This is a genomic window from Kitasatospora sp. NPDC092286 (assembly GCF_044755565.1).
Taxonomy (GTDB): domain Bacteria; phylum Actinomycetota; class Actinomycetes; order Streptomycetales; family Streptomycetaceae; genus Kitasatospora.
The window spans coordinates 1-15,822 of the sequence record NZ_JBIVRD010000020.1; the positions used below are offsets into that span (position 1 = coordinate 1).

Consider the following 15,822-nt stretch of genomic DNA (forward strand, 5'->3'; position numbering starts at 1 on the left):
AGACCGTCGTCATGGTCACCCACGACCCCGTCGCCGCCGCCTACGCCGACCGCGTCGTCTTCCTCGCCGACGGCCGCATCGTCGACGAACTCGTCAACCCCACCGCCGACACCGTCCTGGACCGCATGCGCCGCTTCGACGCCAAGGGCCGCACCAGCTAGAGCCGGCCGGCCCCCGCACCCACCCGTCCGGGCTCCGACCCCGTTCCGGCCGCCCCCAGACACCTCAGGACTGACACTCCCTCATGTACCGCACCGCACTGCGCAATGTGCTGGCCCACAAAGCCCGGCTGCTGATGACGACCCTCGCCGTCATGCTGGGCACCGCCTTCGTGGCCGGCACCCTCGTCTTCACCGACACCCTCGGCAACGCGCTCAGGTCCCAGAGCGCCAAGAGCTACACCGACATAGCCGTCACGGTCAGCGACCGCGACGCCGTCGTCCGGGGCTACGACCGCGGCGCCAAGGCGACCGGCGGGCCCACCCTGAACGAGGAGACGCGCAAGGCGATCGCGGCACTGCCCGGCGCCGCCGAGGCGCGCGGCGTGGTCAGCGGCTTCGCCGGCATCGCCGACCGGAACGGCGCCCTGATCGGCAACGGCTTCACCACCACCGGCACCAACTTCGTGCCCGGCGCCGACGGCACCGACCCGCGCTACCCGCTGGTGGACGGGCGCGGCCCGCGCACCTCCGGCGAGGTGGCCCTGGACACCAAGACCGCCGAGAAGGGCGGCTTCAACGTCGGCGACACCGTCCGGGTGGCCGTCAACGGCCCGGTGATGGAGCTGAAGCTCACCGGCACGCTGCACGCCAACGACCCGCGGGTGCTCTCCGGCGGCTCGCTCGCCGCCTTCGACACCGCGACCGCCCAGCAGCTCTACCTGGCCCCCGGCCGGTTCGCCGAGATCGACGTCAAGGGCAAGCCCGGCGCGGACGACAGCGCGCTGCTCGCCGCCGTGCGGCAGACCGTCCCGCAGGGCAATGACTCGATCGAGGCGAAGACCGGCCGTGAACTGGCCGACGAGCAGGACCGGATGATCGCCGAGGGCACCAAGGGCCTGGGCAGGGCACTGCTGGTGTTCGCCGCCATCTCGCTGTTCGTCGGCATCTTCATCATCGCCAACACCTTCACCATGCTGGTCGCCCAGCGCACCAAGGAACTCGCGCTGCTGCGCGCCGTCGGTGCCAGCCGCAAGCAGGTCACCCGGTCCGTGCTGATCGAGGCGCTGCTGGTGGGCCTGGTCTCCTCGCTGGCCGGCCTGCTCGCCGGCATCGGCATCGCCGCGGGCCTGCAGTCGCTGCTGAACGGCCCGCTGGACGCGGGTCTGCCGGACGGTCCGCTGGTGATCGGCCCGTCCACCGTGATCGCCTCGGTCGGCGTCGGGGTCGTGGTGACGGTGCTGGCCGCCTGGCTGCCGGCCCGCCGGGCCTCCCGGATCGCCCCGGTGGCCGCGATGAGCTCGGTCGAGCAGCCCGCCTCGCACAAGAGCCTGCGGGTGCGCAACGCGATCGGCCTCCTCTTCGCCGCGGTCGGCGTCGGCGGTCTGCTGGCCGGCTCCGCGGCCAAGGCGGTCGGTCTGGTCGGCCTCGGCGCGGGTGCGCTGATGATCGGCGTCTTCGTGCTGACCCCGCTGCTGTCCCGGCCGCTGATCACGCTGCTCGCCCCGGCCCTGCGCAGGCTGTACGGCACCCCGGGCAAGCTGGCCCAGGAGAACGCCGTCCGCAACCCGCGCCGCACCGCCGCCACCGCCTCGGCGCTGACCATCGGCGTCACCCTGATCACCGCGCTGACCGTGGTCGGCGCCTCGGTGAGCAAGGCCGTGGACGAGGCCACCGCGATCGACATGAAGGCCGACTACACGGTCGCCATGCAGAACTTCTCGACGCTCTCCCCCGAGGTCGCCACCCAGATCGCCAAGGCGCCCGGCGTCACCGCCATGAGCGTGATGCGCAGCGTGTCGGTCGAGACCGACGACGGCACCGAGTGGCTGACCGGCGTCGACGCCACGACGATCGACCAGCTGGCCACCGTCAAGGTCACGGACGGTTCGGCGGACGCCCTGAAGCAGGGCAAGCTGCTGATCAGCTCGGGCTCCGCGGAGCACAACGGCCTCAAGGTGGGCGACACCCTGGCCGTCACCTACCCCGACGGTGTGAAGGGCTCGCTGACGGTCGGCGGCGTGCTGGAGGCCAACACCGTGCTGGCCGGCATGATCGCCCCCGACGCCGTGGTCGGCCCGCACGCCTCGGCCGGCTCCGGTCTGACCAAGGTCCTCGTCAAGGGCGCCAACGGTGCCGACGCCGCGCTGAAGCAGGCGCTGCGGGACGCGACCGGCGGCAATCCGCTGATCGCGGTCAAGGGTGAGAAGGACATCAAGGCGGAGACCAGTCAGATGGTCACCGCCGTGCTGAACATGATGTACGGGCTGCTGGGCATGTCCGTGGTGATCGCGGTGCTCGGCGTGGTGAACACCATGGCGATGTCGGTGTTCGAGCGCCGGCGGGAGATCGGCATGCTGCGGGCGATCGGTCTGGACCGCCGCGGCATCGGCCGGATGGTCCGGCTGGAGTCGCTGATGATCGCGCTGTTCGGCGGCGTGGTCGGTGTGCTGCTCGGCATCGTGGTCGCCTGGGCGGGCAACCGCACGCTGGCGGACAGCATCAAGAACATCACGACCGTGGTGCCGCCGGTGCAGATCGTGGGCTTCCTGATCGGCGCCGCCCTGATCGGCCTGCTGGCCGCCGTCTGGCCGGCCCGCCGGGCGTCCCGCCTGGACATCCTGGGCGCGATCAAGGGCGCGTAGCCGACCGCGCGAAGCGCCGGAGCCCCGGCCGCAGCGGACTCGATTCACCCGAGTCCTGGCGGCCGGGGCTCCGGCGTACGGAGGGAACGTTTCCTCAGCAGCCGTTGAGGATGCCGGTGAGGGCGCTCTTCTCGGCGCTGTCGACGGTCAGGCCGTAGAAGTACTTCACCTGCACCCAGGCACGGGCGTAGGTGCACCGGTAGGACGCCTGGGGCAGCCAGTGGGCCGGGTCCTGGTCGCCCTTGGAACGGTTGGAGCTCGCGGAGACGGCGAGCAGCTGGGGGCGGGTGAGGTCGTTGGCGAAGGCCTTGCGCTGGTCCGTCGTCCAGGCCCAGGCGCCGGAGCGCCAGGCCTCGGCGAGCGGCACCAGGTGGTCGATGTCGAAGGAGGAGGCGTTGGAGGTGGTGGCGTTGTCGTACACCGAGACCCAGCTGCCGCTGACGGCGGCACAGCTGGCGTTGGTCACCACGCCGGAGCCGTCGCGCTTGAGGACCGTCTCACGGGTGTCGCAGGTACCGGAGATGGTGATCCAGTGCGGGAACAGCGCACGGTCGTAGCTGTCGGCGTGCGACTCCGCGATGGCCGCCATGGAGGCCAGGTAGGTACGGGCGGTGGCGGCCGAGACGGGGCTCGGGAGGGCGGCCTGGGCGCTGCCGGCGCCGGCCAGCAGCGTGGCGGCGAGCAGCAGCAGGGCGCCGACGGCGGCCACCAGGGCACGGTGGAGCGGACGTATCGCAGGCATGCGGGGACTCCAGAATCGGTGAGGGCAGGCGGAAGCCCCCGGGCGGAGCGGCCCGGGCTGGCAACCAGCATGACGCTCGCCGGTTTACGCGGGTAGACCCTGGAGGTGAACTTTTGACCGGCCCTCAGTTCCGGTCCGGCCCCACGGCGCCGCGAACACCACGCCCCGGCTGGGCGGTTGGCGCGAGCCGGTGGTGAACCCCGCTCCGGAAAGCGGCAGTTGGGCGACCGCCGGGGTGGCCGGCACGGCCTCGGCCGGGTCACGCCTCCGGGGCGGCGATCCGCCGTGAACGCCCCCTCCCCCTGGGCCGGTTGTCGGTGGCACGTGCGACGATGTTCCGATACGGAGCAATGGGGAACGACAGGGGGTCCGGTATGGAGACGAGCAGGATCACGGGCGACGGCCCGGACGGGCACCAGCACACGATGCGGATCACCCACGGCGGGAACAACCAGCGGTACGTGGTCTGCGACAGCTGCGGCTACCGCAAGCGCGCCGGGACGTTCGCGCGGGCCAAGGCGGAGCAGCACCTGTCCGAGTCGCACGGCGCGGGCGACTTCCAGCAGGAGATCCGGGCCTGGCCGATCGTCCTCGGCGTCATCGGTTTCATCGTCTTCCTGGTGGTGATGGCGAGTTACCGCAACGGCCGGTAGCGGGCACCTGCCGCCGAACGCGAACCGCCCCGCCCGGCGGGTGGCCGGGCGGGGCGGGAGGCTGGTCCTGGGGTGCGGGCCGGTCAGGCGGCCGGCCTGGCGGAGCCGGCGCCCGGGGTGACGGGCTTGGCCGGCTTGCCGCCGAAGACGCCGAGGAAGATCGCCAGCGTCGGGACGAGGTAGAGCGCCCAGACCACGAGCTGGAGCACCGTCGGGTCCGGCTGGAAGTTGAACACGCCCTTCAGCAGGGTGCCGTACCAGCTGTCCTTGGGGATGGTGCTGCTGATGTCGAAGGCCACGTTGTGCAGGCCGCCGAGCCAGCCGGCCTCCTGCAGGTCGTGCACGCCGTACGCGAGCACGCCGGCCGCGACGACGACCAGCATGGCGCCGGTCCAGGTGAAGAACTTCGCCAGGTTGATCTTCAGCGCGCCGCGGTAGAACAGCCAGCCGAGCACCACCGAGGTGAGCAGGCCCAGCGCCGCACCGATGATCGGGTTGTAGCCGTCGTTGGTGGCCTGCACCGCCGACCAGATGAACAGCGCCGTCTCCAGACCCTCGCGGCCGACCGCCAGGAAGGAGGTGACCACCAGCGCGACCGTACCCATGGCGAGGGCCGCGTCGAGCTTGCCGTGCAGCTCGGTCTTCAGATGGCGGGCGGTGCGGCGCATCCAGAACACCATCCAGGTGACCAGGCCGACGGCGATGATCGACAGCGAACCGCCGAGCGCCTCCTGGGCCTCGAAGGTCAGCTGGGTCGAGCCGTACTGCAGCACGGCGCCGAACACCATGCTGAGGACGACCGCGGCTGCGATGCCCGCCCAGACCGGCGGAAGCTTGTCCCGGCGGCCGGTCTTGACCAGATAGGCGATCAGAATGCAGACGACGAGACTGGCTTCGAGGCCCTCGCGCAGGCCGATCAGGTAGTTGCCGAACACGCTGGCTCCTGGGGGGTGAAGAGGTGGTACGTACGGGTCGGGCGGGGATCAGCCGAAGAGGGCCTGGCCCCACCACTCACCGGGCTTGCGGACGCCCGCCGGGCAGGCGAAGTGGGCGGAGCCGACGTGCTGGATGTACTCGTTGAGCTTGTCGCTGGCGGCGAGCCGCTGCTGGAGCGGGACGAACGCCTTGCGGCTGTCGCGCTGGTAGGCGAGGAAGAACAGGCCGGCGTCCAGGCGGCCGAGGCCGTCGGTGCCGTCGGTGAAGGAGAAACCGCGGCGCAGGATCATCAGGCCGTTGTTGGCGTCCGGGTGGGCCAGGGCCACGTGCGAGTCGGCCGGCATCGCCTTGAGGTCCGGCGCGTCGTGCTCCTTGGCCTTGCCGTACGGCGCGCCCTCGCCCTTGGTCCGGCCGAAGACGTCCTCCTGCTCCTTGAGGGAGGTGCGGTCCCAGGTCTCGACGTGCATCCGGATCCGCCGGGCGACCAGGTACGAGCCGCCGGTCATCCACTCCGGACCGTCCCCCGGGCCGGCCCAGACGTGCTCGGCGAGCCGGGCGGTGTCGGTGCCCGCGATGTTGTGGGTGCCGTCCTTGAAGCCGAGCAGGTTGCGCGGGGTCTGGGCGTCCGGGGTGGTGGAGGAGGTCTTGCCGAAGCCGAGCTGCGACCAGCGGATGTTGACCGTGCCCATCCCGATCCGGGCCAGGTTGCGGATCGCGTGCACGGCGACCTGCGGGTCGTCGGCGCAGGCCTGGACGCAGAGGTCGCCGCCGCTGCGCTGCGGATCGAGCTTGTCGCCCTTGAAGTTCGGCAGGTCGATCAGGGCCTCGGGGCGCTTGGCCCGCAGGCCGAAGCGGTCCACACCGTCCTTCTCGAACAGGGTGGGACCGAAGCCTATGGTGAGGGTGAGCCGGGAGGCTGGCAGGCCGAGGGCCTCGCCGGTGTCGTCCGGCGGCGCCTCGGGCAGACCGCTGACGGCGCCGGTACCGACGTCACGGCCGCCGGTCATCGCGGCGGCGGCCTTGGTCCACTCCTTGAGCATCTTCACCAGCGAGTCGCGGGTGGCCGTGGCGGAGACGTCGAAGGCGGCGAAGTGCAGCCGGTCCTGGACCGGCGTGGAGATGCCCGACTGGTGCTCGCCGTAGAACGGGATGTCCCCGCCCGCGGCGGCCTGCGCCGGGGCGTCGTCGTCCTGGCGGGTCGCGGCGGCGACCGAGCCCACCCCGGCCGCGCCGAGGGCCACCCCGGCGCCGGCCCAGCCGATGACGGCACGGCGGCTGATCGGGCTGCGGGCGGCGTCGCGCTGCGCACTGGTGGTGGCGGTGGCGTCGGTACCGGCCGGCGTCCCGTTCTGCTGCTCGTTCTCGACGTCCATCGGCGGGCGGGCCCTTCTCTGTGCTGACTCACGGATGCCGTGGCGGCCGCTGGGGCCGCCACGGCGGTGTGACGAGGTGGTACTTGTGACGAGGTGGTACCGGCGGCTCTGGCGAGCCGGCTGACGGGTGCGCGTTACTTGACGACCACGGCGGCGGCCAGCTTCGACAGCGGCTCGCCCAGCGAGTTCACCGCGTCGGAGAAGGTCTTGCGCTCGGCCTCGGTGACCTTGTCGTAGGAGGTGTAGGTGCCGTCGGCCTGCTTGTACCTGGCGAGCAGCGCCTGGATCGATTCGAACTCGGCGTCCAGGGTCTTCGCCAGCTCGGCGTCCTTCTCCGCGGCGACCGGCTTCAGCAGTTCGTAGGCCTTCTCCGCGCCCTCGACGTTGGCGGCGAAGTCGGCCAGGTCGGTGTGGCTGTAGCGGTCCTCCTCGCCGGTGATCTTGTTGGTGGCGACCTCGTCCAGCAGCTCCTTGGCACCGTTGGCCATGCTGGTCGCGGTGATCTCGGCCTCGGGGATCTTCTTCTGCCAGTCCTTCAGGTCGTTGACCAGCTGGTCGGCGAGCGTCTTCTCCTCGTCGCCGATCTTCGCATCGGCCCAGAGCGACTTCTCCAGCTTGTGCCAGCCGGTCCACTGCTGGCCGGGCTCCAGCTTGTCCTCGCGGGTGTCGGTCTTCGGGTCGACGTCCCCGAAGCTCTCGGCGACCGGCTCGGTGCGCTCCCAGCCGGTGCGCGACGGCGCGTACAGCGACTTGGCCTTCTCCAGGTCGCCGGCCTTGATCGCGGCGGCGAAGGCCTCGACGGCCGGGATGGTGGCGTCGGCCTGCTCCTGGGCGTACGTGCGGTAGGCGGCGACGGCGGAGACCAGGCGCGGGTCGGCCGAGGCGGCGGCGGTGGCGCCGTCCCCGGTGACGGTGATCTTCTGGCGGATGCCGTCGCCGACCATGCCCGGCTTGCAGGCGACCTCGTACGAACCGGCCTTGATCTCGGCGTTGATCGTCGCCTTGGTGCCGGGGCCGATGTTCTCGCGCTCCGTGATGATCTTGTCGCCGTCGCCGTAGACGTAGACCTCGGTGGTCTTCGAGCCCTTGTTGGTGATGTCGATCACGACGTGGCCGGCCGGGAAGGTCGTCTTGGAGACCTCGCAGGCGGAGTCGGTGGCGTTCACCTTGACGGCGTCGGAGGATGCCTTGTCGTCCTTCTTCTGCGAGCAGCCGGCCAGAGCGGCGGTTGCCACAGCGAGGGTGAGCAGCGTGGCTGCGGTGGAACGACGGGCGGACATGAAGGCTCCAACGGGAAGGGCAGGCGGTACCGGGGCAGGGCTGAGCGTGGGTAATGGCACCGGAGCCACCGGTGCCCCCACCCACTTAGCTAAGGCATACCTTAGGGATATCTTTTTTGGCCGTCTACACCGGCCCCCACCTGCGACGCACCACGGTCCGCCGCAGGCCCCGCCTCCCCTTGCGCCGAGCGGGTCGTCAGCCTACCGACCACCACCGGCCCGGAACCCCCGGAGGACCAGAACCGGTCACCGGGCGACGAGCCTCACCGGAGCGGGGTGCGCCGGGTGGCCGCGCGGGCGGTCCAGCGGCCCTCGTGCCGGCTGATCCGGATCGGGTGGCCGAAGCAGGCGCTGATCAGCTCGGTGGTCATCACCTCGTCGACCGGACCGGCGGCGACGCACTCGCCGCCGCGCAGCAGCAGCGCGTGCGTGGTGCTCTCCGGCAGCTCCTCCAGGTGGTGCGTGACCAGCACGCTGGCCAGCTCGGGGTGCTGGTGGCGCAACAGGTCGAGGCTGTCGAGCAGTTGCTCGCGGGCGGTCAGGTCCAGCCCGGTGGCGGGCTCGTCGAGCAGCAGCAGGCGGGGGCTGGGCATCAGGGCGCGGGCGATCAGGGCCCGGCCGCGCTCGCCCTGGGAGAGGGTGGTCCAGGGGGACTCGGCGATCGCGGTCATACCGAGGGTCTCGATCAGCTGCTCGACCCGGTCCAGGGCCTCGGGTCCGGGCTTGCGGTGCAGGTCCGGCTCGATGCTGTTGGTGAGGCCGGTGAGCACCACCTCGCGCACGGTCAGCGGCGAGCGCAGCGGGTGGCGCGGGTTGACGTGCCCGAGGTGGGCACGCAGGTCGCGGATGTCCACCCGGCCGAGCCGGCGGCCGAGCACGTCCACCTCGCCCCGGGTCGGGTGCGAGACCGCGCCGAGCAGACCGAGCAGGGTGGACTTGCCGGCGCCGTTGGCACCGAGCAGGGCCCAGTGCTCGCCCGGCTGGATGGCGAGGGTGATCCCGCGCAGCAGGTGGCGTCCGTCGCGGACGACGTCCACGTCCTTGGTACGCAGCAGTGGACCGTCGGGCAGGGGGGTGGACGTGCTCATGGGTGACGGGCCTCCGGTGGCTGGCTCCTGGCAGGGTGCGGGCGCGGCGCCGCACCGGGCGGGCAGGCGCCGACCGTCCACCTGCACGGTACAACCGTCGGCGCGGCGACGGCCGGGGGCGTCCGAGGTGTGGACGGGGCGCCCGGGTGCAGAACCCGGGCGGCGCTTGCCGGTTGGCGACTGGATCGGGCCAGGACCCGCGCCGGCTCCCCCCGGCGCGGGGTGCCCGACGGCGGACCGGGGGCGGCTCAGAGCCGGATGAGCCCGGCCTCCGTCGGGCGGAATCCGCAGGCGTCCAGGTAGAACGGGCGCAGGTGCTCCTCGAAGTCCACGTGGAGCCAGTCGCAGCCGGCCGCCCGGGCCCCCTCGGCGGCGGCGGCCACCAGCCGCGCGCCGACGCCCGAGCGCCGCACCGCCGCCGCGACCGCGGTGTCCAGGACGAACGCGTGCCCGCCGCCGTCCCAGGCCACGTTGACGAAGCCCGCCAGCGCGCGGTCGCCGGCCCGCCGGGCGCAGACCCAGCCGAGGCTGTGCCGCTCCAGCCGGGCCCGCCACCCGGACGGGACGACGGGGTGGCCGAAGGCCTCGGCATGCAGCGCGCCGACCTCGTCGTCATCGAAGGCGCCGCGCCACAGGTATGTGATCGTCACCGCGCGATCGTAGAACAGAGCCTCACCTTTGATCAGATTTGATCAGTACAGGACACGAATTGGTCAAGATCCGACCCTACCCCTAGCTCAATCTGACTGCCCACCGTCAATCTCAGTCGCAGCTCCTTCCCTGCAGCTACCCCGACTGGAGTCAGAGTGAGCCCCACCTCCTCTCGCCGCCGCTACCTCGCGGCCGCGGCCGTAGCGGCCACCGCCGCCCTCGTCGCCACCACCGTCCAGGCCGGCTCGGCCGCCGCCGCCCCCACCGACCGGGCCGCGGCGATCGACCGGGCCCGGGCCAACGTCGCCCACAACGCAGGGGTGTTCGGCTTCGGCGACGGCCAGGCCCTCGTGGTCAAGGACGTCGTCCTCGACGCCGACGGCACCCAGCACGTCCGCTTCGACCGCACCTTCCAGGGACTGCCCGTCGTCGGCGGCGACCTGGTGGTGCACCAGGACGCGCGCGGCCGGCTCAAGGACTCCTCCCACGCCGCCGCCCACGATGCCGCCGTGACGTCCACCGTCCCCAGCGTCCCCGCGCAGGCCACCGCCGGCCGCGCGCTCCAGGCCGCCCCCGGCGTCGTCAACGCGACCAGCACCCCTGAGCTGGTCGTCTGGGCCGCCGACGGCACGCCCCGGCTGGCCTGGCGCACCACCGTCAAGGGCGCCGGCGAGCACGGCGAGCCCACCGGGCGGGTCGTCGTCACCGACGCCACCACCGGCGAGCAGATCGAGGCCTACGACTCCGAGCACCGGGCCAGTGGCACCGGCCACTCCGAGTACACCGGCGACATCACCATCGACACCACCCAGAAGTCCGGCGGCTACACCCTGACCGACCCGGTGCGCGGACACATCACCAAGGACGCCAAGAACGTCTCGGCCAACCTGCTCACCGCGAGCTCCGGAACGGCGTTCACCAGCACCACCAACGTCTGGGGCGACGGCAGGAAGTTCTCCACCAACCGCGCCACCGCCGCCGTCGACGCCCACGCCAACACCGCCTGGACGTACGACTACTACAAGAACACCTTCGGCCGGAACGGCATCAAGAACGACGGCAAGGGCGCCACCGTCTTCGTGCACGTCGGCACCAACTGGGACAACGCCCAGTGGTCCGACGACTGCTTCTGCATGATGACCGGCGACGGCGACGGCACCACCGACCCCGAGCAGGTCGACCTCGACACCATGGGCCACGAGATGACCCACGGCGTCACCAGCGCCACCGCCAACCTCCGCTACAGCGGCGAGTCCGGCGGCCTCAACGAGGCCACCAGCGACATCCTCGGCACCATGGTCGAGTGGTACGCCAACAACCCGATCGACACCCCGGACTACCTCTTCAGCGACCAGTCCACCCCGCCGTGGCTGCGCCGCTTCGACAAGCCCTCGCTCGACGGCCGGTCCGCCGACTGCTGGACCAGCAAGGTCGGGCAGCTCGACGTCCACAACTCCTCCGGCGTCGGCAACCACTGGTTCTACCTCGCCAGCGAGGGCAGCGGCACCAGGACCATCAACGGCTACACCTACAACAGCCCCACCTGCAACGGCTCCACGGTGGCCGGCATCGGCAACCAGAAGGTCGCCAGGATCTGGTACCGCGCCCTGACCGTCTACATGACGTCCACCACCAACTACAAGGGCGCCCGCACCGCGACCCTCAGCGCGGCCAAGGACCTCTACGGCCTCAACAGCACCGAGTACAAGGCGGTCGCCGCCGCCTGGAGCGCCGTCTCGGTCGGCTGAGCCGTCCCGTGAGTCCTGCGAGCGGCCCGTCGCCCCGGCGGCGGGCCGCTCACGTCACGGCCGCTGTCAGGACGTGAACCCGATGTGCACATGGTCGTGGTGGGTGTCGTCGGTGAAGAACTGGTTGCCGGCACCGCCCGACAGCGCGATCGGACCGCCCACGTTGTAGGAGCCGGCCGCCGCCGCGTCCCGCATGAAGGACTCGATCAGCTGACGCGGGGTCGCCGGATCGACCACCGCCCGGCCGTCGATCCGCCAGACGTCGAAGGCCCGCCCGCGCGGGTGGTCACTGGGCCGGGTGGTGCCGAACACGTCCAGCGGGTGGCCGGACCGCACCACGCTGACGTACAGCTGGTAGCCGCCCGCCAGCTGGAGCATCGCCCGCGGCACGCTGTCGTGCACGGTGCCGCTGCGCAGGTCGGCGGCGGCCTCGGGCGGCAGCTGGATCCTCGGCTGGGCCAGCACCTGGCCGACGGCGGGCGAGGGCGCGGCGGCGGGGGCCCCCGGATCGCCCGGGAGCAGGTCGGTGACGGTCCAGCGGGGCTGTGCGCGGCTCAGCCGGACGTCGACGCTGGTCCCGCCCTCCACGACGGAGCCGTCCGGCCCTCGGGTCCACTGCCGGCAGACCACCAGCACGCTCGCAGAACCGGCGAGGATGCCGCCGTACTGGGCGACGATCACCTCCAGCGCGGCCTCGTCGGCCGCCGGGGCGAGCGGGCCGGCCTGGTCCACCAGGCCAGGGGGCAGCCCCAGCGCCGCCACCCGTGCCTTCGCCGCGTCCGCCCCCTGGCCGCCGGCCGGCCAGGAGCCGATGGCGGTGACCAGTTCGACGGCCCGGCGCTTGACGTCCGGCTGCACGTCGGACGGGCCGGGCTGCCAGGGCTGCGGCCGGGGCAGTGCGGTGGGGGTACCGGTCGGGGCCGAGGGCGCGGCCGTCGCCTCCGGGGTGGTGCCGGCCGGACCGGTCTGCCCTGGCTGTCCTGGTTGCCCTGACTGCGCCGGTTGCCCGGCCGAACTCGCCGTTGCTGTCTCCCGCCTGACGCCACTACTCGAACAGCCGGCCGAGCCGAGCAGCACGGCGGAGGCGCCCGCCAGCAGCAGTCCCCGGCGGCCCGGCAGTCCGCCGCCCGCCCCGCGCACCCCGTCTCGGCTCGTCACGCGGCCAGTATGCGGGGGCCGTTGCCCCGGACGGCGCACCTTCCGGCGTGTCAGCCCAGTCGGCGGATCGGCGCGCCGGCCAGGAACGCCGCGATGGACTCGACCGCCTGACCGTAGTACGTCCGGTAGTTGTCCCGCGAGACATAGCCGAGGTGCGGGGTCGCCAGCAGGCGCGGGGCGGTGCGCAGCGGGTGGTCGGCGGGGAGCGGCTCGATGTCGAAGACGTCCACGGCCGCGCCCGCGATCCGGCCCTCGGTGAGGGCGGCGAGCAGGGCGTCCTGGTCGACGATGACCGCGCGGGAGGTGTTGACCAGATAGGCCTCGGACTTCATCAGGGCGAGTTCGGCCGCGCCGACCAGGCCCCGGGTGCGCTCGCCCAGGGCGAGGTGCACGGAGACGAAGTCGCTGCCGCCGAACAACTCCTCCTTGGACGCGGCCTTGAGCACACCGACCTCGGCGGCCCGTTCGCCGGTGAGGTTCTGGCTCCAGGCGACCACCTCCATGCCGAAGGCGAGGCCGACCCGGGCGACCAGGCTGCCGATCTTCCCGAGGCCGAGCAGCCCCAGCTGCCGCCCGGCCAGGTCGGCGCCGACGGTGCTCTGCCAGGGGCCGCCGGCGCGCAGCGCCGTGCTCTCCGGCACGATGCCCCGGGCGAGGCCGAGCAGCAGCGCCCAGGTCAGCTCCACCGGCGGGGTCGCGGAGCTGGCGGTGCCGCAGACCGTCACCCCGTGCTCGCGGGCGGCCGCGTGGTCGATCACCGAGTTCCGCATGCCCGAGGCGACGAGCAGCCTGAGCCGGGGCAGCCTGGCGAACAGCGAGGCGGGGAACGCCACCCGCTCGCGCAGGGTGACGATGATGTCGAAGTCGGCGACGGCCTCGGCCAGTTCGTCCTCCGAGCCGAAGTGCTCACGGAAGGCGGTCACCGCCACCCGGTCGGCGACCGGTGACCAGTCGACGATGCTCGTGGCGACACCCTGGAAGTCGTCGAGAACGGCGCAGCGAAGTTTCATGCCCGCACTCTCGCAGACGGCCCCGGCCGCCGGCCCGGCCGGGGCGCACACGGAGACGGTGGCCCCGCTACTCCGGCTTGCCGAGGTGCCAGGCGACCACGTCGAGGACACGCAGCGGTGACACGTCGGCCGGGGCGGCCGCCGCGAGCACCGCCCACTGCCCGGCCTGGCGGTCGAGGTCGTGGGCCATGGCCTCGGCCAGCCGACAGAAGAACTCGGCCCAGCCGCGCCCGGTTTCGGGCTTGATCGGGAACTCCTCGGCGGCGCCGCAGTAGCAGGCGTAGACCTGGGTGTCGTAGAGCGGGAGGAACAGCGGGCGCTTGCGGTGCAGGATCTTCATCAGGATCGTGCCCTGGACTCCGCGCACCCCTGCGGCCCGGTCCAGCACGCCGACCAGTGGTTCGATCAGCTCGCGGTGGGCGCCCCGGGCCACCGCCTCCTGGAGGGTGAGGTCCCGGGGGATGCGGGCCAGGGCCGCCTCCAGCTCCGGGCGGACGGCCCGCAGGTTGAAGACGGCCGCGATGCTCGGCGCCACATTGAGGAGCAGCGGGGCGAGCAGGTCGCCGTCGTTGAGTCCGTCCGGCCCGCTGCCGGTGTCCATCCGGTCGTACACGGGGTAGGCGAAGGGCTTGCCGCCCTTGGCGGCGGCGGTGGTGTTCGCCTGCTCGTCGAAGTAGGCGCGGACCCACTTGGCGGCCTCGGCCACGGATATCCGGTGGCCGCCCACGCTGATGCTCTGGTTCATGACGGCGAATCGTAGGGCGTGTCCGACAATTCCCGCCAGGCGCGCGGCGCGGGGAATCGTTCCAGTCGATTCCGGTGTCCGGCACGGGTGTTCCACTTCATGTCCGAACAGCTCAGGGCCCGTTCTCCCCCGGCCGGCCGGCGCCGCCGGCGGTGCCCGGCACCGCCCGCCGGACTCGGCCCCGTGACTCAGCCGCCGGACTCAGCCGTCGGAGACCGCGCTGCCGGCCAGCGGCTCGCGCCCGTCCTCGGGGACGGCGCCGACCGCCTCCGCCGAGAGATCCCGGTCCCGCAGCCGCAGCGCGAGGACGCAGCCGACGGCCAGGACGGCGAGCATCCCGGTCAGCGTCACCGTCAGCCCCCGGGCGTCGGCCAGCATCCCGAACAGCGGAGAGAGCAGCCCGCCCACCGACATCGCCAGCCCCAGCGTCACCCCGCTCGCCGTACCGGGCCGGTTCGGCAGATAGTCCTGGGCCAGCGTCACCTGCGGCGCGAACGGCAGGAACATCGCCAGCCCGAACAGCAGCGCGCACACCAGCGCCACCCCCGCACCGGGCGCCAGGATCAGCGCGCCCAGCGCGGGCAGCGCCGCCAGGTACCCGATCCGCACCGGCACCAGCCGCCCCCACCGGTCACCCAGCCAGCCGCCCAGGAGGGTGCCGACCGCGCCCGCCGCGGTGAAGGCGGTGAGCGCCAGCGCCGCGACCGCGCCCGAGCCGCCCAGGTCGCGGCTGATGTAGAGGGAGAGGAAGGACGTCGTCGTCACATACGGCACCGACCAGCCGACGGTGGTGGCGGCGAGCCGCCCGAACGCCCGCCAGTCGTCCCGGTGCACCGCCTGCCGTCCCCCGGCCCCGCTGGCCCGCACCAGCGGCCGGGCGGGCTCGTACCCGCGCAGCCGCATCCACGGGCCGCTGAGCGCCCAGAGCGCCGCCATCACCGCGGCGGGCGTCGCGAGCAGCCACGCGCCCGACAGCCCGGTGGCCCCCACGACCAGCGTGACCAGCGGCGGCGCCAGCGACCCGCCCACCGTGCCGCCCACCGAGAACCAGCTCATCGCCTGCTGCGAACTGCCGCCCGCCGCACGGGCCGCGCTGGTCGCCGGCGGGTGGTACGCCGCCACCCCGATGCCGGAGAGCGCCACCGCGAGCCAGGTCAGCGGATAGCTGCCGCTCACCCCCGCGAGCGCGATCCCGGCCGCCGCGACCAGGAAGCCCGCCGGGATCAGCCACCCCCGGTACCGCTGGTCGGCGACCACGCCGAACACCGGCTGCACCACGCTCGACAGCCCGGTGGCCGCCAGGGTGATACCGGTGGTGGCGGCGTAGCTGTAGTGACGCTCGGAGGCGAGGTACGGCAGGAGTGCCGGGACGAAACCCTGGTAGAGGTCGTTCACGGCATGGGTCGAGGTCAGGAACCCCAGTTGGCCCTTCTTCACGGGCGTGCCCTTCTCTGGCGCTTGGGTCTGGTGTCTTGGGTCCGGGTCCGGGTCCGGGAATTGCCCCCGGGCCTTGGCTCTCCGGCCGGGGAGCGTGGTCATGAGCCGTGGATCGCAGGTCGTGGTCACGGGGCATGAGTCACCGGTCATGGGTCACCGGTCATGGCCGGATCCGTCGGCGCCGCACCGGGGCACACC

13 protein-coding genes and 1 pseudogene are annotated in these 15,822 nt (G+C 72.6%); 4 read left to right on the top strand and 10 right to left on the bottom strand.

The window, feature by feature from the left end:
* Positions 1-161, top strand: a pseudogene (locus ACIQIB_RS21045) (ABC transporter ATP-binding protein); the annotation flags it as partial.
* Between the two features lie 83 nt (positions 162-244).
* Complete coding sequence (locus ACIQIB_RS21050; protein WP_363612110.1) at positions 245-2,803, top strand: FtsX-like permease family protein; 2,559 nt, start codon at positions 245-247, stop codon at positions 2,801-2,803.
* Positions 2,804-2,897: 94 nt separating this feature from the next.
* Here the strand turns inward: ACIQIB_RS21050 and ACIQIB_RS21055 are convergent, their stop codons facing one another.
* Positions 2,898-3,545, bottom strand: a complete 648-nt coding sequence (locus ACIQIB_RS21055; RefSeq protein ID WP_363612108.1) for an HNH endonuclease family protein — start codon at positions 3,543-3,545, stop codon at positions 2,898-2,900.
* A 374-nt stretch (positions 3,546-3,919) separates the two neighbouring features.
* Here ACIQIB_RS21055 and ACIQIB_RS21060 point away from each other — a divergent pair, with 374 nt between their 5' ends.
* Positions 3,920-4,198: a hypothetical protein gene (locus ACIQIB_RS21060; RefSeq protein WP_363612106.1), complete on the top strand. Its 279-nt coding sequence runs from the start codon at positions 3,920-3,922 to the stop codon at positions 4,196-4,198.
* Between the two features lie 83 nt (positions 4,199-4,281).
* Here the strand turns inward: ACIQIB_RS21060 and efeU are convergent, their stop codons facing one another.
* The 5 genes from efeU to ACIQIB_RS21085 all read right to left on the bottom strand — a co-directional run bounded on the left by efeU (position 4,282) and on the right by ACIQIB_RS21085 (position 9,525).
* Positions 4,282-5,133 (bottom strand): iron uptake transporter permease EfeU, encoded by an 852-nt coding sequence (gene efeU / locus ACIQIB_RS21065; protein WP_363612104.1) that lies wholly within the window; start codon positions 5,131-5,133, stop codon positions 4,282-4,284.
* A 48-nt stretch (positions 5,134-5,181) separates the two neighbouring features.
* Positions 5,182-6,507, bottom strand: a complete 1,326-nt coding sequence (gene efeB, locus ACIQIB_RS21070; protein ID WP_363612102.1) for an iron uptake transporter deferrochelatase/peroxidase subunit — start codon at positions 6,505-6,507, stop codon at positions 5,182-5,184.
* Positions 6,508-6,641: 134 nt separating this feature from the next.
* On the bottom strand, positions 6,642-7,787 hold the full coding sequence (gene efeO / locus ACIQIB_RS21075; protein ID WP_363612100.1) for an iron uptake system protein EfeO: 1,146 nt from the start codon (positions 7,785-7,787) through the stop codon (positions 6,642-6,644).
* A gap of 263 nt (positions 7,788-8,050) precedes the next feature.
* Entirely contained in the window at positions 8,051-8,875 is an 825-nt protein-coding gene (locus tag ACIQIB_RS21080) for an ATP-binding cassette domain-containing protein (RefSeq protein WP_363612098.1), read from the bottom strand.
* Between the two features lie 248 nt (positions 8,876-9,123).
* Positions 9,124-9,525, bottom strand: a complete 402-nt coding sequence (locus tag ACIQIB_RS21085; protein WP_400759675.1) for a GNAT family N-acetyltransferase — start codon at positions 9,523-9,525, stop codon at positions 9,124-9,126.
* A 156-nt stretch (positions 9,526-9,681) separates the two neighbouring features.
* On the opposite strand from ACIQIB_RS21085, the gene ACIQIB_RS21090 reads away from it, so the two are divergent.
* Positions 9,682-11,274, top strand: coding sequence for a M4 family metallopeptidase (locus ACIQIB_RS21090; protein ID WP_400759678.1), 1,593 nt, complete (start codon positions 9,682-9,684; stop codon positions 11,272-11,274).
* A gap of 66 nt (positions 11,275-11,340) precedes the next feature.
* On the opposite strand, the gene ACIQIB_RS21095 is transcribed toward ACIQIB_RS21090, so the two are convergent.
* The 4 genes from ACIQIB_RS21095 to ACIQIB_RS21110 all read right to left on the bottom strand — a co-directional run bounded on the left by ACIQIB_RS21095 (position 11,341) and on the right by ACIQIB_RS21110 (position 15,624).
* Positions 11,341-12,432: a hypothetical protein gene (locus ACIQIB_RS21095; RefSeq protein ID WP_400759681.1), complete on the bottom strand. Its 1,092-nt coding sequence runs from the start codon at positions 12,430-12,432 to the stop codon at positions 11,341-11,343.
* Positions 12,433-12,482: 50 nt separating this feature from the next.
* Entirely contained in the window at positions 12,483-13,442 is a 960-nt protein-coding gene (locus ACIQIB_RS21100) for a D-2-hydroxyacid dehydrogenase family protein (protein WP_400759682.1), read from the bottom strand.
* 67 nt (positions 13,443-13,509) lie between these two features.
* Positions 13,510-14,187 (bottom strand): DUF6308 family protein, encoded by a 678-nt coding sequence (locus ACIQIB_RS21105; protein WP_400759685.1) that lies wholly within the window; start codon positions 14,185-14,187, stop codon positions 13,510-13,512.
* A gap of 201 nt (positions 14,188-14,388) precedes the next feature.
* On the bottom strand, positions 14,389-15,624 hold the full coding sequence (locus ACIQIB_RS21110; protein WP_400759688.1) for an MFS transporter: 1,236 nt from the start codon (positions 15,622-15,624) through the stop codon (positions 14,389-14,391).
* Positions 15,625-15,822 lie beyond the last annotated feature (198 nt).